Origin of the sequence: Bradyrhizobium sp. KB893862 SZCCT0404, assembly GCF_018130885.1 — a bacterium.
Classification (GTDB): Bacteria; Pseudomonadota; Alphaproteobacteria; order Rhizobiales; family Xanthobacteraceae; genus Bradyrhizobium; species Bradyrhizobium stylosanthis.
This window is the reverse complement of record NZ_JAFCLT010000021.1, coordinates 26844-51978: the sequence shown is the minus strand read 5'-3', so window position 1 is coordinate 51978 and position 25135 is coordinate 26844. Positions and strand designations below refer to the sequence as shown.

The following is a 25135-nucleotide window of genomic DNA, read 5'->3' as shown; positions in this document are numbered from 1 at the left end:
TACATCGGCTGCCCCGCCCGCCGCTTCCTCCGAACGGATGAGGCTGCGACAATTCACCACCCCGCCGCCTGTCCCGGCGTCCACAACAGGTAACCACACCGGCGGTCCTCGGGTCCGCTGTCCCAAATTGTGATAAAAGGGCGGCCGGGGCCCGTGCGGCCCAAAGCGCCGGCCTTGGTGGCGGCGCGAGAGGATCCGGATGGCAGGGGCGAACGACAAGACACGGTTTCTGCGCGAGGGCCTGTTCGCCAAATATGTCGTCTCCCTCGTCGGCCTCGTCGTGTTCGTGCTTGCCGTCAACGGCGCGATGGAGACCTGGATCTCCTACCGCGCCACCAAGACCCAGCTGACGGACGGGCTGGAGGACAAGGCGCAAGGCGCCGCCCGGCGGATCGAACAGTCGATCTCCGAGCTCGAGCGCCAGATCAGCTGGGTGACGCGGGCGAGCCAGGACACGCTCGAGAAGCGCCGCGCCGACTACGCCTCGCTGCTGCACCAGGTCTCGGTCGTCAACCAGCTGTTCCAGCTCAACGGCGACGGCCGCGAGGTGCTGCGCGTCTCGCGCCAGTCGACCACGACCGGCGGCAATGCCGACCTGTCCCGCGACATGCGCTTCACCGACACGGTCGCGCGCGGCGTCAGCTATGCGCCGGCCTGGTTCTCCGACCGCACGCCGTTGATGTCGATCTCGGTGGCGCATTCCGGTTTCAACGCCGGTGTCACGGTCGCCGAGATCGATCTCGGCTTCCTCTCCGATTTCCTGTCCGACGCGCAAGTCGGCAAGGCGGCGTTCGCCTATGTGGTCGATCCGCGCGGCCGGGTGCTGGCGACGTCGTCGAAGGGGCCTGACGTCGGCAAGGATCTGTCGAAGCTGCCGCAGGTCGCGGCCGCGATCGCGCCGGGACGCGAATCCGAGACGTCCGGCACCGACTTCAACGGCCATGCCGTGATGAGCGCGGCGAGCACCGTGCCCAAGCTCGGCTGGAGCGTGCTGTTCGAGCAGCCGACCACGCAGGCCCTGATGCCGATCCGCGACCAGCTGGTGCGCATCGCGCTCTTGATCGGCATGGGCCTGATGGTCGCGATCCTCGCCGGCACGCTGCTCGCCCGCCGCATGATCATTCCGATCACCGCGCTGCGCGACGGCGCGCACAAGCTCGGTGAGGGCGATTTCAGCCACCGCATCGACGTGCACACCTCCGACGAGCTGGAAGACCTTGCCGGCCAATTCAACCGCATGGCCACGCAACTCCAGGAGACCTATTCCAATCTGGAGACCAAGGTCGAGGAGCGCACCCGCGATCTCGCGCAGTCGAACCACGAGCTCAAGGTGCTGGAAGAGGTCGGCCGCGCGGTCTCCTCCTCGCTCGATCTCAACGCCGTGCTGCCGACCATCGCGGCGCGCGCGATCGAGATCACCCATGCCGATGCCGTGCTGATCTACGGTTATGACGCCGAGACGCGCCGCTTCAACCTCGTGGACTCCAACGGCATCGACGGGTCCGTCGAGGGCGCGCATCTCACCATCGAGGAAGGCGAGAACATCCTGAGCGATGCCGCCAGCAGCGGCGAGCCTATCGCGATCGCCGATCTCGAACATGCACCCGGGCAGCCGCTGCGCGACGCCGCGGTCGAGGCCGGCTTCCATTCGGTGCTGGTGGTGCCGCTGGTGGACCAGCAGGGCACGCTCGGCTCGCTGGTGGTGCTGCGCCGCGCCGATGGCGAGTTCGCCGGCAGCCTGATCGGCCTGATGCGCACCTTCGCCAACCAGGCCGTGCTGGCGATGCGCAATGCGCGGCTGTTCACCGAGGTCGATCACAAGAGCCACGCGCTGGAGACCGCGAACGAGACCGTGCGCGCCCAGGCCGACAAGCTGCGCGTGCAGACCGAGCAGCTCAAGGACTGGAACAAATCGCTGGAGGAGCGTGTCAAGACGCAGCTCGGCGAGATCGAGCGCATCCGCAAGCTCGAGCGTTTCCTGGCGCCGCAGGTGGCGCAGCTGATCGCCTCCTCCGACAGCCCGGAAGGGCTGCTCACCAGCCAGCGCCGCGAGGTCACCGTGGTGTTCTGCGACCTGCGCGGCTTCACCGCATTCACCGAAGCGACCGAGCCGGAAGAGGCGATGAACGTGCTGCGCGAATATCACGCCGCACTCGGCAAGCTGATCTTCAAATACGAAGGCACGCTCGACAAATATGCCGGCGACGGCGTGATGATCCTGTTCAACGCGCCGATCCAGTTCGAGGATCACACCCAGCGCGCCGTGCGGATGGCGGTGGAGATGCGCGACACCATCGGCCCGCTGACCGAGCGCTGGCGCAACCGCGGGCACAGCCTCGGCTTCGGCATCGGCATCGCGGTCGGCTATGCCACGCTCGGCCAGGTCGGCTTCGAGCAGCGGCTGGAATATGCCGCGATCGGCAGCGTCACCAATCTCGCTTCCCGCCTCTGCAGCGAGGCCAAGCCCAACCAGATCGTGGCCAGCCGCCGCGTCTACGGCATCGTCGAGCCCTGGGTCGAAGCCCGCGCCCTCGACGATCTCCAGCTCAAGGGCTTCAATCACCCGGTGCTGGCGATGGAGATCCTGAACTGGCGCGAGGAAGTCGAGAACGTCGTGGATGCTGCCGCTGCGGCACGGCGAAGAGGGTAGCGGCACCTTGTAGCCCGGATGAAGCGCAGCGAAATCCGGGGTCGTGCCACGGGCGACAGCGGTCCCGGATTGCGCTCCGCTCCATCCGGGCTACGGGACCAAACTGTGCGGCCAAGACAAAATTCGAAAACAACCCCATGCACAGTAGACCGGTGCAGCGGAATCAAGGACTTGCGCACGCCTCTCGCGTGCGCCCAACCGGTTTGACGCGTCGGGCAAAACACCGGCGGAGTTGCCCCCTCTCTCAGCCTCCGACGAACCACATCTCTGCTCCCTGCGACTAACCATCGCCTCAACGGCGAGGCGGATTGGTAGGAGACGGACTGTGGCGCTTGCCTTGCCTTCGCGCGCGTATGATCTGCAGATGCTGGACCGCCCCGTTGACCGCGCGCGCGACCAGGGCTGGGTCTACGGGCTGCCGCCGGGCATCAGCAGCGAGCAATGGCCGCTCGATCCCGTCACCGGTTTTCCTCTGATGCACGGCTTCACGCTGCTGCTGCCGGAGGATTATCGCGTGCATGGCGCGGACATCGTCGCGGTGTCGTTCTTCGCCACGGCGCCCGATCACAATGACGGCGGCGCGCCCGACGATCCTGAAATCCGCGAAGCCGTGATGGCGCGGCCATCGCACCCGCGACTGTCGCGCATGAGCGACATTCTCGATTACGAATATGCCGCACTGCTGCTGACCAGAGCCGAATACGAAGGCCCGTTCGCGACGCCGCCGGCACCGCTTGCGCTGGCAACGGCTGAGCGGCCGCGCTGGCTCGACGTCGGCAGCGCCAGCGCCTTCTTTGAGGCCGCCGCGCTTTACGCGAGGAAGATGTTTGCCATCCCGCCGCGCACCGATCTCGGCGAGACCCGCGCGATTGCGATGTCGCCGCGCGCGAGCGATCCCAACGCCGGCAAGGGCCCGCAGGACGAGCACGTCCGCAAGAACCCGCCGACCGGCTACCAGTCCTATTTCTATTTCGTCGGCGGCGTGCCGAGCGCCGACAATTACCGCATGCACGACTGGGCCAAGGACCACGCCCCCAATCATCTCGGCGGCACCATGCGGCCGTCCCAGGCGGAGCCGGAGATGAGCCCGTTCTATGTCGAGTTCGAGGAGTATTTCGGCGGCTACAATTTCGGCGGCGGCAACGCGCAGCTGGACTTCAAGGACATGAAGTTTGACTGGGCCTGCGGGTGATCACGGCGCGCGTGCAACGGCTGCAGACGCTCAACCCATACGCTATAAAAAATCGATTTTCGATTTTCTGTTGACCCCGCGGCGGCGCCTTGCAATCATCGCCGCATGGGTCCGCTTCAGTTCGACATGTCCGGAAACCTATCGGATGGCCCGCGCAGCCTGACATCGGCGCTGCATGAGCGGCTGCGCGCCGACATTCTGGCGACGCGGCTGCTGCCCGGCCAGAAGCTGCATATCGCCGGCCTCGCCAAGCAGTTCTCGGTCAGCCTTGCCGCGGTGCGCGAGGCGCTGTCGCGGCTCGTTGCCGATGGTCTCGTTCAGGCCTCCGACCAGCGCGGCTTCCGCGTCAGCCCGGTGTCGCTCGCCGATCTCGCCGACGTGACCCAGACCCGGATCGACATCGAGGGGCTCGCACTGCGCCGCTCGATCGAGCGGGGCGACGAGTCCTGGCTCGCCTTGGTGAAGTCGGCGTGGGCGGATCTGAAAGCCGTTCCCTATCGCTATCCCGATGATCCCACGGTGCATTACGAGGAATGGGTGATCCGTCACCGCATCTTCCATCGTGCGCTGGTCAATGCCTGCGGTTCGCCATGGCTGCTCGGCTTCCGCGACGTGTTGCACGAGCAAAGCGAGAGATATCGCCGTCTGTCGATCCGCCGCGAGGTCGGCGGCAAGCCGCGCGACGTCGAGGCCGAGCACGAGGCGATCGTCGCGGCCGTGACGAAGCGCGATGCAGACGCGGCGGTTCGCGCATTGTCGCAGCATTTCGGCATCACCAAGGAGTTCGTCGAGCTCGCCGCCTCGCGCATCGCGGAGGTGAGCCGCACGACCTGACGATCCCCAGAAATCGGGCACACAAAAAAACGACCCCGGGAGGAAAATAATGAAGATCAATCGCCGTCACGCGTTGCTATCGCTTGTCGCCGCCGCATTTCTTGCCGGCCCGGCGAGCGCCGCCGAGACCATTCGGGTCGGCCTGCCCACGAAAACCTATTGGCCGACGACGATCGCCGAGACGGCGGTGCGCCAGAAACTGTTCGAGAAGGAAGGCATCCAGGCCGAGCTGACCATCTACCGCAGCGGCGCCGAAACCTTCGAGGGCATGGCTGCAGGCGCGGCCGACATCATCCTCGATCCGCCGTCGCTGGTCTCCGCCGGGCGCAAGAAGGGCGTCATGTCGCGCATCGTCGCCAACGCCGCGATGGGCAATTTCGGCTGGCAGTTGATGGTGCCGGCCAAATCGACGCTCGACGTCAAGGACCTCAACGGCAAGAAGGTGGCGATCACCGCGGCCGGCTCCGGTTCGGACCTGCTTGCGCTGTGGACCATCCAGGACAAGAAGATCGACTTCACGCGCGTCCCGGTCGGCGGCGGCGGCCTGGTGCCGAACCTGCTCGCCGGCAATGTCGAGGCCGCCGTCGTCTATTCGCCGCTGAGCTTCCAGATCTCGAAATCCGGCGAGGCCAAGACCATCCTCGACTATTCGACCGCGGTGCCGCCGAACCTCACCGCTGGGTGGATCGTGCTCGACAAGCTTGCCGAGGCGAAGCCTCAGCTGGTGCAGAAGGCGGTGAACGCTCTCTATGGCGCCGTCGCATTCATGCGCGCCAACCGCGACGTCACCGTCAAGCTGATCGCCGAGCTCTACGAGATGCCGCCGGAAATCGCCGGCCTCGAATACGACAACACGATCATGAAGCTCGAGACCAGCGGCGACATGGGCGCGGCGAATGTGAATGCAGCCGTGCAGCTCTCGCTCGATCTCGCCAAGCTTGGCGGACTCAAGGACATCGTACCGTCCGAGGACGTGATCTCGACCAAGTTCAAGCCGGTCCCGACCAAGTAACGGCGATGCAGGGCACGCTTGCCATCAACCTCGCGCGGATCGCGATCATCGTCGCGATCCTGGCGCTGTGGGAGCTGCTGTCGCGCACCGGCATCGTCAATCCGCGCCTGCTGCCGGCCGCGTCCGACACGTTTGTGACGCTCGGCGATCTTCTGCAGCGCGCCGCGGTGCAGAAGGACCTGATGGTGACCGCGACCGAGGTGCTGGCGGCGTTCGCGCTGGCCGTGCCCGTCGGCGCGCTGATCGGTTTCCTGGTCGCGGAGAACCGCTACTTCGCCGACGTCGCCAAGCCGCTGCTGTTCTTCGCTTTCAGCATCCCGAAGTCGATCTTCCTGCCGATGTTCATCCTGGTGTTCGGCGTCGGCTTTGCCCAGAAGGTCGGCTTCGGCTTCTTCTCGACCATCTTCATCGTGATCATGTCGACCACGACGGCGGTGGACTCGGTCAAGGTCGAGCATCTCACTGTGGCGCGCTCCTATGGTGCCACGCCGTGGCAGACCGCGTTCCGGGTTTACTTGCCGAGCATGCTGCCGGTGCTGCTGGAGGCCTTGCGGATCTCCATGATCTTCAACCTCACCGGCGTGATCCTCGCCGAGATGTACGCCTCGCGCGACGGCATCGGCCACCAGATCGCGACCTGGGGCGAGAATTTCCAGATGAAGCAGCTCCTCGCCGGCGTCGTGATGGTCGCCGCGATCGCCATGACCTTCAACGAACTTGTCAGATGGGTGGAAACGCGATGCAGCCATTGGCGAACGTGACCCCGCTCAAGCCCGCGGCGCGTGCCGGCGCGATCGAGGTGAGAAATGTCGGCCAGGTGTTCAAGACCCGGTCGCAGGACGTCGTCGCGCTGGAGGACGTCTCGCTCGAGATCAAGCCCGGCCGTTTCGTGGTGCTGGTCGGTCCCAGCGGCTGCGGCAAGTCCACGCTTCTGATGATGATGGCGGGCCTCCGCCAGCAGACCGCGGGCACCATCACCATCAACGGTGCGCCGATCCCGCAACCCGATCCTGACAGGGTCGGGGTGGTGTTTCAGGAGGCGAGCCTGTTTCCATGGCTGACGGCCGAGGACAATGTCGAGTTTCCGCTGGCGCTGCGCGGCGTGCCCAAAGCCGAGCGCCGCTCCAAGGCGCAGGATGCGCTCAAGCTGGTCGGGCTCGAAGGCTTCGGCAAGCGCCATCCGCACGAGCTTTCGGGCGGCATGAAGCAGCGGGTCTCGATCGCACGCGGGCTGGTGCAGGATCCGCCGGTGCTGCTCATGGACGAGCCGTTCGCAGCGCTCGACGAGCAGACGCGCATGACCATGGGCGACGAGCTGTTGCGTATCTGGGCGGCGACCGGCAAGACGGTCGTCTTCGTCACGCACAGCCTCACCGAAGCCGTCTATCTCGCCGACGAGGTGATCGTGATGTCGGCGCGGCCCGGCCGCATCGTGGACCATCTTCAGGTCCAGCTGCCACGGCCCCGGACCTACGAGATGCTCAGCGGCGATGCATTCGGAAGCCTGCGCGACCGCATCTGGCGGCACATCCGCAAATCGGCGTGAGACGACGATGAGTGCCAGAATAAGTGCCAGGACGTTGCGATATCTGATCGTGGTCGGCCTGATCGCGTTGTGGGAGCTGCTGCCGCGTGCCGGACTCATTCCCGAGCTGTTCCTGCCCTCGCTCTCGTCCACGCTGATTGCCGGATGGACCGACGCCGGCGAATATGGTCACGCGCTCGCGGTCACGCTCTACGAGGTCGTAGTCTCGATGGCGTTCGCCTGCGGCGGCGGCATCCTGCTTGGCGCCGTGGTCGGCAGCCTGCCGCGCCCGCGCGTCCTGATCATGCCTATGGTATCGAGCCTCTATGCGGTGCCGCTGGTGATCCTCTATCCCGTTTTTACCGTATGGCTCGGCATCGGCTCGGAGTCCAAGATCGCGTTTGCCTCGATCTACGGCTTCCTGCCGACGATGCTGGCGACCGCCGCCGGCATCCAGACCATCGATCCGCAGCTTCTGCTGGCCGCTCGCAGCATGGGCGCGACGCTGAGCCAGCGGCTGGTCCGCGTCATCATCCCCGCGGCAATTCCCACGGTGCTGTCAGGCCTGCGTGTCGGCGGCGCGCTGGTGATCGTCGGTGTGGTCGTCTCGGAGATGCTGATCTCCTCGGCCGGCATCGGCTATCTGATCTCGCGCTACCGCACGATCCTCGACAGCGCGCACGTGTTTGCGGGCGTGCTGCTCGTGCTGTTCCTCGCCATCGGCTTCAACGCCGTGATCCGCTGGATCGAGGGCAAGGCGGCGATCTGGCAGACCGGCACCCGCGCCGGCCAGGCCAACGACGACGTCGCATCCGGCGCGATGCAGCCGGCGACCTGAGGTTAGGCGCGTGTACGATCTGACGCTGACATTCGACAACGGCCCCGACCCCGACGTGACGCCGCGCGTGCTCGACATCCTGGCCGCACGCGGGATCAAGACCACCTTCTTCGTCATCGGCGAGAAGCTTGCCGATCCCGAGCGGCGCCGACTTGCGGCGCGTGCCCATGGCGAGGGGCACTGGATCGGCAATCACACCTTTACGCACAGCATTCCGCTTGGCGCGCAGTCCGGGCGCGACACCGCCGAGAGCGAGATCGGCCGCACACAGGACGCGATCGGCGATCTCGCGCATCCCCAGCGCTGGTTCCGGCCGTTCGGCGGCGGCGGCAATCTGGACCAGCGGCTGCTCAAGCCGTCCGTCGTCGACTATCTCACCCGCGAGAAGCACAGCTGCGTGCTGTGGAATTCGATTCCGCGCGACTGGGACGACCCGGATGGCTGGACGAAGCGCGCGCTCGATCAGTGCGGCCGGCAGCCCTGGACGCTGATGGTGCTGCACGATTTACCGACCGGCGCGATGGCTCATCTCGAACGCTTTCTCGACAGTGCGGACGCGGCCGGCGCCCGCTTCCGCCAGGACTTCCCGCCGGCCTGCGTTCCGATCCGCAACGGCGAGATCGCGCTTCCGATCGACGACTATGTTTCCTCCATCGAAGAGAGTGTTTGACCCATGAAAGTCGCAAGCTTCACCATCGCAGGCACGGCGAGCTACGGCATCGTCACCGACCAGGGTGTCATCGATGCCGGCAGGCGCCTGAAAGCCTATCCGACGCTGAAGGCGCTGCTGGCGAAGGGCTCGCTGGACGAGCTGAAGAAACTTGCAGGCGAGACGCCCGACCATGCGCTTGCAGACGTCGCGCTGCTGCCCACCGTGCCCGATCCCGACAAGATCTTCTGCATCGGCGTCAACTACGCCACGCATCTGGCCGAAAGCGGTCATCCGACGCCGGCGCATCCGATGATCTTCACCCGCTTCGCCAACAGCCAGGTCGGCCATGGCCAGCCGATGATCCGCCCGCTGGAATCGGAGCGCTTCGATTTCGAAGGCGAGATGGCCGTCATCATCGGCAAGGCCGGCCGCCGCATCTCGCGCGAGGCGGCGCTCGGCCATGTCGCCGGCTACGCCTGCTACAATGACGGCAGCATCCGCGACTGGCAGCGGCACACCTCGCAATTCGCGCCGGGCAAGAATTTTGCCGGCACCGGCGGCTTCGGACCTTGGATGGTCACCACCGACGAGCTGACCGACGTCACCAAGCAGTCGCTGATCACCCGGCTCAACGGCGTCGAGGTGCAGAAGGCGCCGATCTCCGACCTCGTCTTCGACGTCCAGGCCCTGATCGCCTATTGCTCGACCTTCACCGAGCTCGTGCCCGGCGACGTGATCGTCACCGGCACCACCGGCGGCGTCGGCGCCTATCGCACCCCGCCGCTGTGGATGAAGGGCGGCGACATCGTCGAAGTCGAGATCTCCGGCATCGGCATCCTGCGCAATCCCGTCAAGGACGAGGCATCTGCCGCGGCAACGCGCGCGGCCTGAACAAGTCCGCTCGACAAGAACAAGAAGGAGAACCCCATGCCCATGCCGACCCACATCCTGCCGACCACCGTGGTCGGCAGCTATCCGCAGCCGGAATGGCTGGTGAACCGCGCCATGCTGTCGAAAGTGGTGCCGCGCACCCGCCTGCACGACATGTGGCGGCTGCCGGCGGAGCATCTGGAAGAAGCCCAGGACGATGCCACCATCGTCGCGATCCGCGACATGGAGCGCGCCGGCATCGACATCGTGACCGACGGCGAGATCCGCCGTGAGAGCTATTCCAATCGCTTCGCCACCGCGCTCGACGGCATCGACGGCGACAATCCCGCGATGATCGTGGCGCGCACCGGCAACACGCAGACGCCGGTGCCACGCGTCGTCGGGCCCGTGCGGCGCAAAGGCCCGGTCGAGCTGCACGACATGCAGTTCCTGCGCGCGAATACGGAGCGTGCGGCGAAGATCACCCTTCCCGGCCCGTTCACCATGAGCCAGCAGGCCAAGAGCGAGTTCTACAAGGGCGAGGAAGAGCTCGCGATGGCGCTCGCCGAGGCCGTCAATGCCGAGGCACTCGACCTGCAAAAGGCCGGCGCCGACGTGATCCAGCTCGACGAGCCCTGGGTGCGCAACAATCCGGAGCTCGCCAAGCGCTATGCCGTCAAGGCGATCAACCGCGCGCTGCAGGGCATCACGGTGCCGACTGTCGTGCATCTCTGCTTCGGCTATGCGGCCGTCGTGCCGGGCTCGAACAAGCCGGCCGGCTATTCCTTTCTCGCCGAGCTCGACGACACCATCGCCGACCAGATCTCGATCGAGGCGGCGCAGCCGAAGCTCGACCTCGGCGTGCTCAGGGATCTGTCGTCCAAGAAGATCATGCTCGGCGTGCTCGATCTTGCGGATCCCGCGATCGAGAGCGTCGATACCGTCGCCGACCGCATTCGCAACGGCCTGAAATATGTCTCGCCGGATCGTCTGGTCCCCGCACCGGATTGCGGCATGAAATACATGCCCCGCGCCACCGCATTCGGAAAGCTGAAGGCGATGTGCGACGCCGCGGCGAAGGTCAGACGGGAGATCGGTTGACGACGTCCAGGGAAGGCGGCTCGGCCGGCGGCGTCAAGCGCCGCGCTTCGGCCCGATCGCCTCGAAGCCGGCCTTCTGCTCGTCGCTCAAATCCGCCTCGAAATCGTCGAGTGCATCGGCGACGCCGTTCACCTCCTGCAGCATCGTCTGCAACCGCGCCTTCACGTCGGTGAGGCGGGCCTGCGGCGTCTCGGCGGGCTTGGCCGGGCAGGCGCTCAGCGTCTGCATGGTGCGGAGCGTGGTGTCCTGGAGCACGTCGAGGCGGGCGCGCGCGGTCTCATCGAGGCGGAGCGTCGTGGCCATGTCGGCAACGGGCCATTGCTGCTGCACGAGCTGCTCGTACTGACGCTGCAGCTTCTCGTCATAGCGGGGATCGCTGTCGGCATTGCAGGCCGATGCTGCCTGCGCATCCTTCTTCTGGCCCGCTGCCAGCGCGGCGCGGCGATCTTTGGCCAGCCCGTCGAGCTTTGCCTTCTGGCGGTCGTCGAGGAGACCCTCGAATTTCGCGAGCGGCGGCGCGAATGTATCCATCGCCCTGATCATCACCGCGAGACGCTCGCGCATCAGGCCGAGGCGTTCCGCTGCGGTCGCGGGCACCTCTGACGGGCAGGTCGCGCGGATGCTGTCGCGGGCCGACTGCCAGGCGCTCACGACCTCGTCGAGCGCGGCGCGCTGCAATTCGTTGGGCTGCACGGTGGCGGCAATGAGATCCGCAGGGAAACCGGCGGGATCGCTGACATCGCAGATGTTCTGCGCCGACGGGATCTTGCGCGCGCGCCTGCCTTGCGGCGCGGTGTAGGCGGCGAGCTCGGTCGCCGCATAGGGCGAGAACAGCGCGGCATAGATGTCGCCATAGCCGTAAAGCGAAATGCCGGTGGTGTCGGCGAAGATGATTGCATTGGCGAGGTCGTCATGCGCGAACGGCCAGAACACCGGGCCCGCCCAGCCATAGCTGCCGTCGGGGTGACGCCACCAGCCCTGCGGCGCGCGGCCGCCGCGCCAGCCCGCGAGCGCAGCCTGCGCCGAGAGAGCCGCACGGATGACGTAGGGGTTGTAGGCCTGCCCACGCTCGGCACCGCGCGGATCCTGCGATCGCAAGGCGGCGGAGCGGTAGCGGCCGCCGCGCACCGCCATGCGGGAATGGCGCAAGCGCGACATGCCGATCACGTGGCCGACGGCGAAACGGGCAACGCCGAGCGGACCGCCGCGCAGTCCGAACTGCGCCTCGGCCCTGCCGGGCAGCAGCACTGTCGCAATCAGGAGAGTTGCGCCGGCGAGCGCCAGTCCCATGCGTCCCGACATGATCGCCGATCTGGCCACTTGCTGGCCCTCCTCCCGCACGAAGCGCGCAATGCGTCGCACCCACGATGACGCGCAGAGGAACCAAAAGTTCCGGAATCGGACAGGTCAAAGCGTCGCGGACGTAAACCGGCGACGCCGAAGCGGTGTCATTGCGCCTTTTGCGGCAACACGAATGTCTGGCCGGGATAGATCAGGTTCGGATTGTGGATCTTGCCGCGGTTCGCGTTGAAGATCACCGCGTAGCGGGCACCGTCGCCATAAGCGAGCCGGCTGAGCGCCCACAGGCTGTCGCCCCGGGAGATCACGCGGCTGTTGCCCGCTTCGGCCGGCGCCGTGCTGAGCGCGTCGGCCGGCGAGGCCGATGCGACGGTCGTCGACGCAGGCACCCGCGCCATTGCTCTTGGCTTCGACCGGGCCGCGGGCCTGTCGGCCGCCGAAGCCAGCCGCGGCGCAGGCAGGGACGCCACGACATCCGATTTGTCGTTCTCGGCGGGTTTCGCCTCCTGCCTCGCGACCGGCGCGGGGCGCGGGGGCGGCGGCGCCGCAGCGGCGATGGTCACCGGCATGGTGCGGCTGGACTGCAGCACGGTGCCGTCAGGCGCCTTGGCGCGCAGCGTCAGCTCGTAGCTGCCGGCGGGAAGCTGCGGCGGCGTCATGACGAACTGGCCCGAGGCGTCGGCCACGACCGTGTCGAGCGGCTGACCGTCGCGCAGCAGCTCGACCTTTGCCCCCGGCACGGCGCGGCCTGCGATCACGGCCGCCTCGCCGTGATCGTCGATGCGGGCGACGTCAAACTTGGGACCGGCATCCGCAACCGCCGGCGCCGGCTTGACCGGCGCCAGATCGGCGAGCGCGGCCGTGACCTGCTTCTGGGTCTCGGCCAGCGGCTCCGCCGGTTTCGGCGCGGCGGGCTCGGGCTGGGCCGTGGCGAGCTTCGGCTCCGCAGGCTTCGGCTCCGGCTTCGTTTCGGCCTTGGTCTCAGGCTTCACCTCAGGCTTCGCGGCCGCCACGGCCGCGGCCTTGGCGTCGGGTTTAGCTTCAGGCTTGGCGGCGACGGCGATCTCGGTGCCCGCTCCGCCCGGCAACAGGCGGCGCAGCTCGGTGGGACCGATCACAAGGACGGTGCCGACCACCGCGAGCAGGCAGAACGCAATGAGGGCCTTGGTTGCGGTCATCATCTCTGGTCGAACCCTTGCTGGCAAATCAGCCGATGGCGGCAAAGTGCGCCGATTTGGTTACGACAGCAAGTCGGCCGAAGGGATGATCGCCCATCGTTGCCATGCGTGCCGGATGAACCCGCGCAGCCCCCTCGGCGTCCAATGAGCGAGGCCGCCGCGCGGCTATATTTTAGGGATTTTTACATGACCGCATCTTTTCGCACCGCGCCATGGCTGGCGCTCGCCCTGACACTCCTCGCCGCGCCCGCGCTTGCGGCCTCCGGCCCGCCGCCGGGCTTCGTCCTCACCGACGATGCCGACTTCGCCTTCACCTCGCCCGACGGTGCCACCAAGCTCGAGCAGTACATGAAGGACGGCGGCGACTGGGACGTCAAATGGCAGGTCTGGGCGCGCCGCGGCGACCAGATGACGGAGCTGAAGCCCGAGCAGGGCTACGGCGCCGGCTTCCGCTTCACCAGCGACTCGCAATGGCTGGTGCGCATGCAGAAGACCGGCTCGGGCGAGCAGGATCTATTTCTCTATCATGTCGAGAACGGCGCCTTCGTGAACGCGACGAAGAAGTCGCTCAGCGATCTCGCCTGGGACTACTTCCACAGCCGGCCCGACACCAGAAACATGAAGCTCGACTATCACATCTCGGCCAACCTGATGAAGGGCACCGAGGACGGCTATCGCTGGCTCGGCGTCGACTGGCCCAACAACCGTTATCTGCTGATCTCGCTCTCGGGCGAGATGGACAAGCATCCGAAGAACGTCGCGGTGAAGGGATTGGCGGATTGGAAATGCCGCTACGACCTCCAGACCGGCAAGTTTGACGTGCCCAAGATGTTCGCCAAGGGCAACGCGCAGGCGTTGAACTGGGAGATCAGGCGATGAGTGCCACCTCGTAACACCGGCCTACGGGACTGGCGCTACCCACCATTTCTGTCGCCGCGGAGATTGAAGAGGTGGGTTACGCCAAGGGACTGCGCTTCGCGCAGCCCGGGGCTAACCCATCCTACGGTCTCAGCGCGTTCCGCTTGTTGGAACCAACCCACTGATTCCGCACCGATTCATATTTTCCTAACCCTTCGTGGTAACGGGGTCTTGTCGGTTTTGCTGCATCTTGCATCCCACGGGAGGGCTGGATGGGCACATCGATCCGATGGACCGCGCGGATGCGCGCGCTGCTGCGCCGTTGGCGCGGCGCGCCGCTGACATGGCTAATCGTGGGCGGCTTCGTGCTGATGGCCGCGACCGCCATCGGCACCGGCCTCACCGTCGACCGCTTCCGCCAGAACGCGATCGAGAGCGGCCGCGACAGCCTGGAAAATTCGGTGCGGCTGCTCGCCCGCCATTTCGACCGCGAGTTCGAGGATTTCGCGGTGCTGCAGAAGAGCATCATCGCGGAACTCGAAGGCCACGGCATCGCCTCCGCGGACGTGTTCCGCAGCGAGATGGGCACGCTCGCCATGCACGAGGTGCTGCGCAACAAGGCCAGCGGCTGGTCCGATGTCGCCGGCGCCAACGTGTTCGATGCCAACGGCACCTTGATCAATTCGTCGCGGCGCTGGCCGGTCGCCGACATCTCGGTCGCCGACCGCGGCTATTTCAACCGCCTCAAGAACGATCCGGCTTCACAGGAAGAAGTCGAGGTCGTGCCCGGCCGGTTCGGCGACGGCTTTGCCATCGTGTTCGCGCGGCGCGTCTCCGGCCCGCGCGGCGAATTCCTCGGCATCGTCTCGCGCGCGATCGCCCCGGCCCAACTCGAATCCTTCTTCGCCTCGAGCGGGCTCGGCGAGGAATCCTCGATCGCGATGCATCACCAGAACGGCCAGCTCCTGGCGCGCTTTCCGCATGTCGCGGCGATGATCGGGCAGAATTTCCGGACCGGCTCGCCCGAGCAGATGGCCGTGTTCCAGCGCACCTTCGTCACGACGCAGATCGCAAGCCCGATCGACGGCAAGGACCGCATCATCGCCTCGCGCATGCTGACCGGCGAGCCGCTGGTCGTGGTCGCGACCAAATCGCTGGACGCCACGCTCGCGACCTGGCGCACGCAAACGAAATTCTTCGTCACCGTCGCCGTGACGTCGATCGGCCTCCTGGTGCTGACGCTGTTCCTGATCTTCCGCCAGATGACGCACCGCCTCTCGGTCGAGAAGCAGCGGCTCGACACCGCGATGAACACCATGACGCAGGGCCTCCTGATGTTCGATCAGGACGAGCGGCTGATCGTCTGCAACCGCCGCTACATCGAGATGTATGGCCTCTCCGCGGGCGTCGTGAAGCCCGGGGCCTTTTTCCGGGACGTGATCCAGCACCGCCACGACGCCGGCTCGTTCGAGGGCGACGTCGATTCCTATTGCGACGGCATCTTGAGCAATGTCGGCCGTACCCAGAGCGCGATCGTCGAAACCGCCGACGGCCGCCTGATCGAGATCAAGAACCAGCCCGGCGCCGCCGGCGGCTGGCTCGCCACCCATGACGACGTCACCGAGCGCATCCGCGCCGACGAACGCATCGCGCACATGGCGCATTACGACGCGCTGACCGATTTGCCCAACCGCGTGCTGATGCGCGGCCATCTGGAGCGCCGGGTCGCCGAGCTCGCGCAGGGCAAGCCGTTCGCGATCCTCTATATCGACGTCGACGAGTTCAAGGGCGTGAACGACTCACTCGGACACGAGGTCGGCGACGAGCTGCTGCGCCAGGTCGCCAACCGCCTGCGCGCCTGCGTCAGCGGCAACGACCTCGTCGCGCGGCTCGGCGGCGACGAATTCGCCATCGTAAAAGCCGGCACGAGCGACCAGACCGCATTGACGGCGCTGGCGGACACGATCCTTGGCGCGTTGCGTGCGCCCGTGAACTGCATGGGCCAGGAGGTCCTGACCGACGCCAGCGTCGGCATCGCGATCGCGCCGGACCATGGCGACAATCTCGACGACCTGCTCAAGCGCGCCGATCTCGCGATGTATGCCGCGAAGTCCGAGGGCCGCGGCACCTTCCGCATCTTCGTGCCCGAATACGACGCCAAGGCGCGGCAGCGCCGCCAGCTCGAGCTCGACCTGCGGCAGGCGCTCGCCCGCGGCGAATTTGAGGTGCACTACCAGCCGCTGGTCGATCTCGCCGCCGACGTCGTCACCGGCTGCGAGGCGCTGCTGCGCTGGCGCCATCCCGAGCGCGGCATGGTCTCGCCGGCGGATTTCATCCCGGTCGCGGAAGACACCGGCCTGATCGGCGAGATCGGGGAATGGGTGCTGAAGCAGGCCTGCCACGAGGCCGCGAGCTGGCCCGGCAACATCCACGTCGCCGTCAACGTCTCGCCGGTCCAGTTCCGGTCGCGGTCGCTGGCGCTGAAGGTCGCCGCCGCGCTTGCGGAATCGGGCCTCGTTCCCGGCCGGCTCGAACTGGAGGTCACCGAGACCGTCCTGATCCGCGACGACGAGGAAGCGCTGACGATCCTGCAGCAGTTGCGCGAGCTCGGCGTGCGCATCGCGCTCGACGATTTCGGCACCGGCTATTCCTCGCTGAGCTATCTGCACCGCTTCCCGTTCGACAAGATCAAGATCGACCGCAGCTTCATCAGCGACATCGGCCAGTCCGAGGATTCCTCGCCGATCGTGCAGGCCGTGGTCCACATGGCCGCCGCCCGCCACATGGCGACGACGGCGGAAGGCGTCGAGACCGAGGCCCAGCGCGAGGTGCTGCGCCAGCTCGGATGCAGCCAGATGCAGGGCTGGCTGTTCAGCCCGGCCGTGCCGGCGGCGAAGCTGAAGCAGCTGCTGTCGAAGCAGGCGGAAGCGGCCTAGCGGCGCAAGCTAGCCGCCGAGCGCCAATGCCAGATGAACAGTCTGGGGATCCTGGCCTTTCACACGACGAAAGCCGAGCCGATCGAACACGCGGCGCATCGCGGCGTTCTCCGGCAATACTTCCGCGGTCAGCTCCCTGAGACCGGCCTCCCGCGCCAGCACGATGAGGTGCTTCGCAAGCAGCGAACCGATGCCACGCCCCTGCCATGCATCGATGACGACGAAGGCCATTTCTGCGGACATGGACTCGGACATGATGTAGCGGCCGCCGCCAATGATGGCGGTCCGGCCCTCATGCACCCCGCAGGCAACCAGCGCCACGTGGCTTTTGAAATCGACCTGCATGAAGAAGGCGCGCTCCTTGTCGGAGATGTGGCGCTTCGGCGCGAAGAAGCGTGTCTGGAGCGTTCGCGCGCTCACCTGATCCAGCGCGGCCAGCATGCCGGTCTCGTCATCCGGCCGAAGCGAGCGAATCTCGACGGGCGTACCGTCACGCAGTTCCTCGCGGCAAATGTAGTTTGCAGCATCCATGAGAGCCGATCCGTTTCGGTGGATCAGGCCCATCTGCCGCCGCACGCCCTTGATTTGAATCAAGCCGATTGCGGGTGGACTTCACGGCGGCGAGGAACGATTGCCGATTTGTCCCGTTGAGGCCCCGCTCGGCAATCGGGCGCGATCGTGGGGATGCATGCCTGTCGTCAGATATTTTTTCTTCGCCGGTGGTGTTCTGCTGTTGTTGCTCTTCGCGGCCGACCATTATTTCCCGCCGATCAGCGAGGCTTCCTCTGTCGCCGAGGTCGACAGGAGCGTCATTCGGATCGCCTCGAGCCGCGCTCTCCCGGAGAAGATCGTTTTCGACGTCTCGCGTGTCCCCGCACCTCCGGTCATCGTCGCAGCCGTACATGACGAACAATCTCCGGGTGAAGCCTCTTCACAGGACGCTCTGGCGATGATGCCCCCGGCCCGCCCCGCCCTAACGCGGCCGGTATCCCCCGGCGCCGAACGCACCGGGGCCGAACGTCCCGCCAGGCACCAACATGCGCATTCCGTCCGCTCCCGGGCGCACAGAACGGTCGAGCGACGCATGGCTTTCGATCACCGCGAATTCTTTGGAGGCTGGTGAGCGAGAATTCGGACTCGCGGGCGAGTCGAAGCCGGACCAGCAACGATGGCGAACGATGATGCCGCGCGCATCTTGCAATCGCGCGGAGGTCCCATATCTCATCGGCATGATGAAGCTCACACGCATCCAGGACCACGCCATACACGCGCTGACGGCCGGCATCGTCGGTGCCGAGACCTTCGATCGCGTCTTCGCAGGCATCCGCTTCGACGAGATCGAGGGTACGATGCTCTACGCCTTCGCCCGGAACGAGGATGTCGCCTCCGACATCGAGGACGGCTACTCGCCTCTCATCGCCGCGCTCGCATCGCGGGTGCTGGGCAAGCAGGTCGACGTCGTCGTCGTGATGCCGAAGGTTCTGCAATAGGGGCCGGTCTTCCGGCACGGCGACGGCTGCAATCGCCGTCGGCTGCCCCCTCCCACGCAGGCGAACGCCGTGCGCAGGCGGGGATTGCGAAAGCGGTGAGGTGACCTGGAAATAGAAGCACGCTACCTTCCTCCGGCAAGAACAAGAGGAAGCGCCAATCGTGTACGACTATATCATCGTGGGCGGCGGCTCGGCCGGGTCCGTGCTGGCCCACCGGCTCTCCGCGAAGAGCGCCAACAAGGTCCTGCTGTGCGAAGCCGGCCAGGACACGCCACCCGGCAACGAGCCGGCCGAGATCAGGGACAGCTATCCGGGCACGGCCTATTTCGATCCGCGCTTCCACTGGACCGAGCTCAAGGTCACGACGCAGGTCGTCAGCCACAACAATCCGAACGAAGCGCGTCCGCCCTTGCGCAAATACGAGCAGGCGCGCGTGCTCGGCGGGGGATCCTCGATCAACGGCCAGATGGCCAATCGCGGCGCGCCGACCGATTACGACGAGTGGGACGCGCGCGGCGCCGAGGGGTGGACGTGGAACGACGTGCTGCCCTTCTTCAAGAAGGTCGAGCGCGACCTCGATTTCGACGGGCCCTATCACGGCAAGGACGGCCGCATTCCGGTACGCAGAATTCCCAGGGAGCACTGGACCCGGCATTCGCAAGCGTTCGCCGATGCCTTCCACGAGGCGGGCCATCAATTCGTGCCGGACCAGAACGGCGAGTTCATCGACGGCTATTTCCCGGTGACGCATTCCAACCAGTCCGAGCAGCGCGTTTCCGCCGCGATGGGCTATCTCGACCGCGACACGCGCAAGCGCGCCAACCTGACGATCTCCACCGGCACGCAGGTGCGCGAGCTGCTGTTCGAAGGCACGCAATGCGTCGGCGTGAAGGCATTGGTCGACGGGCGCGAACAGGAATTCCGCGGACGCGAGATCATTCTCTCCTCAGGCGCGATCCATTCGCCGGCGCATCTGCTGCGCGCCGGCATCGGGCCGGTCGGCCATCTCAAGGATTTGGGTATTCCCGTGCTGATGGGCCTGCCGGGAGTCGGTCAGCGCCTGATGGATCATCCCTCGATCTCGCTGTCGTCCTTCGTTCGCCGCGGCGCGCGCATGAACGAGCACACCAGGCGCCATATGCAGCTCGGCCTGCGTTATTCGTCGGGGCTTGCGGGCGTGCCGAAAGGCGACATGTTCGTCGTCCTGCTCAGCAAGTCCGCCTGGCATGCGGTCGGGGAGCAGATCGGCTCGCTGCTGACCTTCGTCAACAAGACCTATTCGGAGACCGGACAGGTCAAGCTTGCCGCGCGTGACCCCGTAGCCGAGCCGATCGTCGAGTTCAACCTCTTGTCGGACCGGCGTGATCTCGAGCGCTTGATGGACGGCTTCCGCAAGATGGCGGCCATCCAGATGAGCGACATCGTGAAGAAGGTGACGGACAAGCCGTTCCCGGCCGCCTATACCGACAAGGTCCGCAAGATCGGCGTGGTCAACACCAAGAACAGGATTTTGACCAAGGTCGCCGCGACGCTGATGGATGGGCCGGCGGCGCTGCGTCACTATCTGATCGACAATTTCGTGGTCGAAGGCTTTACCTTCGACCAGGTGATGAACGACGACGAGGCGCTGGAAGCCTTCGTGCGCAAGGCGACCATCGGCGTGTGGCACGCCTCCTGCTCGTGCCGCATGGGCCGGGCCGACGATCCCATGGCGGTGGTGGACAACCAGGGCCGCGTCAAGGGCATCCAGGGCTTGCGCGTCGTCGACGCCTCGATCTTCCCGGTGGTGCCATGCGCCAACACCAACTTCCCGGTGCTGATGACGGCGGAGAAGATCGCGGCCGCAATGGTGCAGTGACCCAACGGGGCGAGCAAAGGCACGCGCTTCGCGCGGGCCGTGCCCGCCAAGCATGCGCGCAAAAGGTTCGCGGGAGCGTGGTGGGTTACGCCTTGCACCGGTTGCGGTCGAACGCGCGAGGGCGTGGGCGGCTAACCCACCCTGCGGAGCTCAAGGCGAAGGCCTGAACCGGCTTATTTCACCTGCTTCGCCGCCTGGATCTCGACGAACTCGGAGTCGGGATGCGTGACGATGGTGGCGAACATGATGCCGCTGATGATGATCGACCAGGCGGTGTCCCAATAAATCCAAAACACGTGCCACCCTCCGTTTTGGGTCCTTCGCTCGCGGGATCAGGTAACGGCAGAATGAGGCACCCGTTCCCGATGTGACGCGCGGCGCGAGCGAGGCGCTATTTGGGTTTGGTCGGCGGTGGTGCGTGATCGGTTTGACCGGTGTGGCGCTTTGCCACGACATCCTCGTCGCGCGGGCCTTCGTGCGGGCGCGGCGGCGGCTTGGGCTGGCCGGCCTGACCGCCATGCTTGCCGCCCATGTCGGGCTTACCTTCGAGATCATTTTCACGTGGCATACCGGGTCAATGCCGGCGCGCGGCATTGGTTCGTTTGCATTGCCCCGTTTTCGCCTGTGAACGAGTTCATAGGTTGGTCGCGGGTTGCAGTGCACGATGACCCGCGTGCGTCGCCGCACGGATTCGACGGACGGGGTTTGGCCTGATGCGAAAACGGCTGGTCGCCTGGACCATTCTGACCTGCGCGCTGGTCGCAGTCGCGGTGTGGACCCTGCTCGGGCCGCCGGACCGCCCGGCCGGCCCGCATCTGCCCTCGCGCAATCTGACGGCGGCCGTGCACTCGCCGCCCGCGCAGCAACCGATGCAATTTCGGCATTGATCGATCTCAACTGGAATTTGGTGCGGCAACGTGCCGCCCGCTATCCTCTCCGGCAAAACAACAACGCCGCACTCGCCCCGAGGAGAACGCCCATGACGAATCCGATCCACCGCATTGCAGCCGGAATGTCCCGCGCTGCGATCGCAACCGCTCTCACCCTTCTCGCTCTCACCCTTGGAGCCCGTGCCGGCATGGCCGAAACCTTCGCCTATGTCGGCAACGCCGACAGCAACGACATCAGCGTATTCAAGCTGGCCGAGAACGGCGAGATGACACCGGTGCAGACCGCCGCCTTCCCCGGCGTGGACAAGCCGGGCTCCTCGACGCCGCTCGCGATCACGCCCGACCACCGCGTGCTGATTGCCGGCGTGCGCTCGCAACCGTTCCAGGCGGTGAGCTTCGCCATCGACCCCAAGACCGGCCAGCTCAGCCACATCGGCAACGGGCCGCTCGCCGACAGCATGGCCAACATCGCCACCGACCGCGGCGGCAAGGTGCTGTTCAGCGCCTCCTATGGCGGCAACAAGGTCGCGGTCAATCCGCTTGGAGCGAACGGCGTGGTGGCCGCGCCGACGCAGGTGATCCCGACCGGGCTCAACGCGCACGCCTTCCTGCCCTCGCCCGACAACCGTTTCGTGTTCGCAACCAATCTCGGCTCGGACCAGGTGCTGAGCTTTTCGTTCGATCCCACCACCGGCGCGCTCACGCCGAACGATCCGCAGGCCTACAAGCTGCCGGAGAAATCGGGGCCGCGGCACTTCGTGTTCCATCCCAACGGCAAGTTCGTCTACATGATCCACGAGCTGAACGGCGATGTCGCCGCGTTCAACTATGAAGCCAAGGGCGGCGCATGGGACGAGATCCAGCGCACCACGGCATTGCCTGAAGGCTTCAGTGGAAAACCCTGGGCCGCCGACATCCACATCACGCCCGATGGCCGCTTCCTCTACGCCTCCGAGCGCACCACCAATACGCTCGCCGCCTACAAGGTCGATGCGACCAGCGGCAAGCTGACCACGATCGGCAGCGTGCCGACCGAGAAGCAGCCGCGCGGCTTCAACATCGATCCCAGCGGCCGTTACCTCGCCGCGGTCGGCGAGCTCTCCGACGGCATGACGGTCTATGCGATCGACCCATCGAGCGGCGCGCTGACCAAGCTGAAATCCTATCCGACCGGCAAGAAGCCGAACTGGGTGGAGTTTGTGAACTTGCCGTAAGGGGGCGCTACCCCAGCCACCTCCACGCGTCGTGGCCGGGCTTGTCCCGGCGCGGCGCCAAGAACGTGGATGCCCGGGACAGGCCCGGGCATGACGAGTTCGTTAGGTGCCGAGCACCTGCGAACCTTCCCGCCTTTCCAAAGACTAATTCAACGGGCGGCATCGCGCCGCCCGGCGCTGCGGCATTTCTCGTCCGGACGGACCATGGCCCACTGCTGCCGCTTCTGCTATCGATGAGGCCGTCAAGGCCCCAACCGGAATGACCGATGCGTCCATTGCCTGCGCGTTCCTTTTCCAGACATCTCGTTGCGTTCACCGGGCTGCTGATGCTGTCCGCCCCGCTCGCGCGCGCGGCCGATGACGATGCGCCCAAGGGACCCGCGGTCACGGTGCTGAAGGTCGCCAAATCCTGCTTCTCCGACATCGTCGAGGCCACCGGCACCATCATCGCGCGCGAGGAAACCTCGGTGCGGCCCGAACGTCCAGGCCTCAAGGTGACGGAGGTGCTGGCGGAAGCCGGCGACACTATCACGGCCGGTCAGGTGCTGGCGCGTCTCGCGCTACCCGAAGGCGGCACACTTCAGGTCACGGCGCCCGTGGCGGGCGTGATCGCGACCTCCACGGCGCAGATCGGCAATTTCGCCTCGGCCAAGGGCGAGGCGCTGTTCACGATCGTGGCGCGCAGCGAATACGATCTCGTGGGCCTGGTCGCGACCACCGATATCCGCAAGCTCGCGGTGGGCCAGCAGGCGACCGTGCGCATCGCCGGCGCCGGCGACCTCGAGGGCAAGGTTCGCCGGATCGGGCCGACCGTCGAGCCCAACATCCAGCAGGGCATGGTCTATATCGGCATCTCCTCGCAGAAGCGGTTGCTGCTGAACGCGAGCGGACGCGCGCTGATCAAGACCGGCCAGAGCTGCAACGTCGCGGTGCCGCTCACCGCCGTGCAATATTCGTCCGCCGGCACCGTGGTGCAGGTCATCCGCCGCAACCGCGTCGAGACCAAGCGCGTCGAGGTCGGATTGATGTCGGGCGGCAATATCGAGGTCCGCGACGGCCTCAACGAAGGCGACGTCGTCGTCGCCCGCGCCGGCGCGCTGCTGCGCGAGGGCGATCCCGTGCGCCCGGCGATGGCGACCGCGGAAGCGGCGAAGTAGTCTCTCAACCGTCATTGCGAGCAACGACCTCTCGACACCGTCATTGCGAGGAGCTCTTGCGACGAAGCAATCCAGAGTCTTTCCGCGGAAAGATTCTGGATTGCTTCGCTGCGCTCGCAATGACGATGTGGGGGACAGACGTGCGCTAAGGCACGCATGCTGTAGGGTGGGCAAAGCGGAAGCGTGCCCACGTCTTCTATCGATACATTGGAAAGGTCGTGGGCACGGCGCTTTGCGCCTTTGCCCACCCGACGAGAGCTAGAAGCTGGAGAGAGAAGTGGTGGATTACGCCTTCGGCTAATCCACCCTACAAGAGCTGCGATTGCCGCGAACTAGCCGCCGGCTTCGCCGAAATGGACGTCTTCGAGCAGCGAGGACGACACGGTCGGGACCTGGTCGCCTTCGGACGCACGCGAAATCGCGACGCGGGTCTTGTTGAAGACGCTCTCGGCGCTGCCCTGCGCATTGAGATTGCCGAGCAGCTCGCCGATCAGCACGCTGTGCTCGCCCTTGCCGTCGTCGACGACCTTGCCGGGCGAAGCCGAGGACAGGATCAGCGCATTGTCGGGCGCGCTGATCGGCGCGAGACCGTGGCTGTAGGAGCGGAAGCGGCGCTCATAGGGATTGCGGCGGGACGCATCGACGACGACGAGCTTGGCCTTGGCGCCCTGCTCCTTCATCATCTCGAGCACGCCCTCGATGGACACGCCCTGGCGGCGGACGTCGCTTTCCTTCCAGATCGCGGCATCGACCGGCAGCATGTAGCTCTCGCGGCCGGCCTGCACGCCGAAGCCGCCGAAGAACAGCATGACGACGGTGTCGCGCTTGATCCGGGACTTCAGGCGGCCCACGGCGCGGACCATGTCGTCCTTGGTCGCGTCTTCCACCATGTCGACGTCAAAGCCGTTCTTGCGCAAGCTCGAGGACAGCGCGCGGGCGTCGTTGATCGACTGCGTCAGCGGCGCGCTGGCGTCGGGATAATGGCCATTGCCGATAACGAGGGCGAGGCGCGAGGTCTGGCCGATCGAGCCGGTGACCTGGTCGGTCGTCACGGCCTTGGCGGCATCGAGCGCGCGCATGTTGAGGGCAGCATGGGCGCCGATCACGAGGGACACCGTACCGATGAGGGCTGCCGCCACCGCGATTGTGCGCCGGGAAATGTCGAGCTGCCTTACATTCATCTCGCTTCATTCCTGTCAGTGCCAAAGACCAGCCAAGCGCGCGCACACTGTTTGAGTAGCGCGATAGCGTCTTTAGGTTTGAGGGATTGGCCGGGGAAGTGCCCCCGAATTGCGCGCAATTTGCGGCGCCGCACCAAACAAACCCTTAACCGGATATAGGCTCCCGGGCAATAGATTGCCCAAAATTTGAACTAAGCTGCTGAATGTATTAGTTAATTCTCCAGGCCGACCTCGCGCTTTTTTTGCATTCCCCGTAGCCTTCCGGTGCCCAATATGCGGCGTCTGGGCCGCCCATTTCTGTGACCATCATCACATTTGTATTTCCCGCGAATCCGGGTAGCTTTTTCAAAGACTTGCTTGGGGGTGGCGCGGATGGGACTGCGCCGGCCGGCTCCCGGGC

The 25135-nt window shown here is 66.0% G+C and carries 24 protein-coding genes; 19 read left to right on the top strand and 5 right to left on the bottom strand.

The annotated features are described in order from the left end of the window. The first annotated feature begins 199 nt into the window (after positions 1–199). From JQ617_RS39700 to JQ617_RS39655, 10 genes are all read left to right on the top strand, one after another. On the top strand, positions 200–2650 hold the full coding sequence (locus JQ617_RS39700) for an adenylate/guanylate cyclase domain-containing protein (protein WP_212031102.1): 2451 nt from the start codon (positions 200–202) through the stop codon (positions 2648–2650). 364 nt (positions 2651–3014) lie between these two features. Continuing rightward, a complete protein-coding gene (locus JQ617_RS39695) occupies positions 3015–3842 on the top strand; it encodes a hypothetical protein (protein WP_249157875.1) in 828 nt (275 codons plus the stop codon). Between the two features lie 105 nt (positions 3843–3947). Further along, a complete protein-coding gene (locus tag JQ617_RS39690) occupies positions 3948–4676 on the top strand; it encodes a GntR family transcriptional regulator (RefSeq protein ID WP_212031100.1) in 729 nt (242 codons plus the stop codon). A 49-nt stretch (positions 4677–4725) separates the two neighbouring features. Next, the gene (locus tag JQ617_RS39685; protein WP_212031099.1) at positions 4726–5688 is read left to right on the top strand and encodes an ABC transporter substrate-binding protein; all 963 of its coding nucleotides are present in this window, start codon (positions 4726–4728) and stop codon (positions 5686–5688) included. Between the two features lie 5 nt (positions 5689–5693). Continuing rightward, on the top strand, positions 5694–6449 hold the full coding sequence (locus JQ617_RS39680) for an ABC transporter permease (protein WP_212031098.1): 756 nt from the start codon (positions 5694–5696) through the stop codon (positions 6447–6449). Further along, positions 6428–7234 (top strand): ABC transporter ATP-binding protein, encoded by an 807-nt coding sequence (locus tag JQ617_RS39675; protein WP_249157874.1) that lies wholly within the window; start codon positions 6428–6430, stop codon positions 7232–7234. The genes JQ617_RS39680 and JQ617_RS39675 overlap by 22 nt, the downstream gene beginning before the upstream one ends. A 7-nt stretch (positions 7235–7241) precedes the next feature. Continuing rightward, complete coding sequence (locus tag JQ617_RS39670) at positions 7242–8051, top strand: ABC transporter permease (protein WP_212031096.1); 810 nt, start codon at positions 7242–7244, stop codon at positions 8049–8051. Between the two features lie 10 nt (positions 8052–8061). Further along, positions 8062–8721, top strand: a complete 660-nt coding sequence (locus tag JQ617_RS39665; RefSeq protein WP_212031095.1) for a polysaccharide deacetylase family protein — start codon at positions 8062–8064, stop codon at positions 8719–8721. Positions 8722–8724: 3 nt separating this feature from the next. Beyond that, a complete protein-coding gene (locus JQ617_RS39660) occupies positions 8725–9594 on the top strand; it encodes a fumarylacetoacetate hydrolase family protein (RefSeq protein ID WP_212031094.1) in 870 nt (289 codons plus the stop codon). A 36-nt stretch (positions 9595–9630) separates the two neighbouring features. Next, entirely contained in the window at positions 9631–10674 is a 1044-nt protein-coding gene (locus JQ617_RS39655) for a cobalamin-independent methionine synthase II family protein (RefSeq protein ID WP_212031093.1), read from the top strand. A 33-nt stretch (positions 10675–10707) separates the two neighbouring features. On the opposite strand, the gene JQ617_RS39650 is transcribed toward JQ617_RS39655, so the two are convergent. Both JQ617_RS39650 and JQ617_RS39645 read right to left on the bottom strand, forming a co-directional pair. Then, entirely contained in the window at positions 10708–11976 is a 1269-nt protein-coding gene (locus JQ617_RS39650) for a Spy/CpxP family protein refolding chaperone (protein WP_212031120.1), read from the bottom strand. A gap of 146 nt (positions 11977–12122) precedes the next feature. Further along, positions 12123–13154, bottom strand: a complete 1032-nt coding sequence (locus JQ617_RS39645) for a LysM peptidoglycan-binding domain-containing protein (protein WP_212031092.1) — start codon at positions 13152–13154, stop codon at positions 12123–12125. A 183-nt stretch (positions 13155–13337) separates the two neighbouring features. On the opposite strand from JQ617_RS39645, the gene JQ617_RS39640 reads away from it, so the two are divergent. Both JQ617_RS39640 and JQ617_RS39635 read left to right on the top strand, forming a co-directional pair. Beyond that, positions 13338–14030, top strand: a complete 693-nt coding sequence (locus tag JQ617_RS39640) for a hypothetical protein (protein WP_212031091.1) — start codon at positions 13338–13340, stop codon at positions 14028–14030. Between the two features lie 251 nt (positions 14031–14281). Beyond that, positions 14282–16945: a bifunctional diguanylate cyclase/phosphodiesterase gene (locus tag JQ617_RS39635; RefSeq protein ID WP_212031090.1), complete on the top strand. Its 2664-nt coding sequence runs from the start codon at positions 14282–14284 to the stop codon at positions 16943–16945. Between the two features lie 9 nt (positions 16946–16954). On the opposite strand, the gene JQ617_RS39630 is transcribed toward JQ617_RS39635, so the two are convergent. After that, positions 16955–17509: a GNAT family N-acetyltransferase gene (locus JQ617_RS39630; RefSeq protein WP_349630682.1), complete on the bottom strand. Its 555-nt coding sequence runs from the start codon at positions 17507–17509 to the stop codon at positions 16955–16957. 124 nt (positions 17510–17633) lie between these two features. Here JQ617_RS39630 and JQ617_RS39625 point away from each other — a divergent pair, with 124 nt between their 5' ends. From JQ617_RS39625 to JQ617_RS39615, 3 genes are all read left to right on the top strand, one after another. After that, positions 17634–18068 carry a hypothetical protein gene (locus tag JQ617_RS39625; RefSeq protein WP_212031089.1) on the top strand — a complete coding sequence of 145 codons (435 nt, stop codon included), beginning with the start codon at positions 17634–17636 and terminating at the stop codon, positions 18066–18068. Positions 18069–18174: 106 nt separating this feature from the next. Next, entirely contained in the window at positions 18175–18435 is a 261-nt protein-coding gene (locus tag JQ617_RS39620; protein WP_212031088.1) for a hypothetical protein, read from the top strand. Positions 18436–18595: 160 nt separating this feature from the next. Beyond that, positions 18596–20293, top strand: a complete 1698-nt coding sequence (locus tag JQ617_RS39615) for a GMC family oxidoreductase (RefSeq protein ID WP_212031087.1) — start codon at positions 18596–18598, stop codon at positions 20291–20293. A 173-nt stretch (positions 20294–20466) separates the two neighbouring features. On the opposite strand, the gene JQ617_RS40325 is transcribed toward JQ617_RS39615, so the two are convergent. Then, positions 20467–20589 carry a hypothetical protein gene (locus JQ617_RS40325; RefSeq protein WP_283806187.1) on the bottom strand — a complete coding sequence of 41 codons (123 nt, stop codon included), beginning with the start codon at positions 20587–20589 and terminating at the stop codon, positions 20467–20469. A 122-nt stretch (positions 20590–20711) separates the two neighbouring features. On the opposite strand from JQ617_RS40325, the gene JQ617_RS39610 reads away from it, so the two are divergent. The 4 genes from JQ617_RS39610 to JQ617_RS39595 all read left to right on the top strand — a co-directional run bounded on the left by JQ617_RS39610 (position 20712) and on the right by JQ617_RS39595 (position 23554). After that, on the top strand, positions 20712–20921 hold the full coding sequence (locus JQ617_RS39610) for a hypothetical protein (RefSeq protein ID WP_212031086.1): 210 nt from the start codon (positions 20712–20714) through the stop codon (positions 20919–20921). 85 nt (positions 20922–21006) lie between these two features. Then, positions 21007–21180 (top strand): hypothetical protein, encoded by a 174-nt coding sequence (locus JQ617_RS39605; RefSeq protein WP_212031085.1) that lies wholly within the window; start codon positions 21007–21009, stop codon positions 21178–21180. A 92-nt stretch (positions 21181–21272) separates the two neighbouring features. After that, the gene (locus tag JQ617_RS39600) at positions 21273–22397 is read left to right on the top strand and encodes a lactonase family protein (RefSeq protein ID WP_212031084.1); all 1125 of its coding nucleotides are present in this window, start codon (positions 21273–21275) and stop codon (positions 22395–22397) included. A gap of 266 nt (positions 22398–22663) precedes the next feature. Further along, the gene (locus tag JQ617_RS39595; RefSeq protein ID WP_212031083.1) at positions 22664–23554 is read left to right on the top strand and encodes an efflux RND transporter periplasmic adaptor subunit; all 891 of its coding nucleotides are present in this window, start codon (positions 22664–22666) and stop codon (positions 23552–23554) included. A gap of 332 nt (positions 23555–23886) precedes the next feature. Here the strand turns inward: JQ617_RS39595 and JQ617_RS39590 are convergent, their stop codons facing one another. After that, a complete protein-coding gene (locus JQ617_RS39590) occupies positions 23887–24735 on the bottom strand; it encodes a caspase family protein (RefSeq protein WP_212031082.1) in 849 nt (282 codons plus the stop codon). Between the last annotated feature and the right edge of the window lie 400 nt (positions 24736–25135).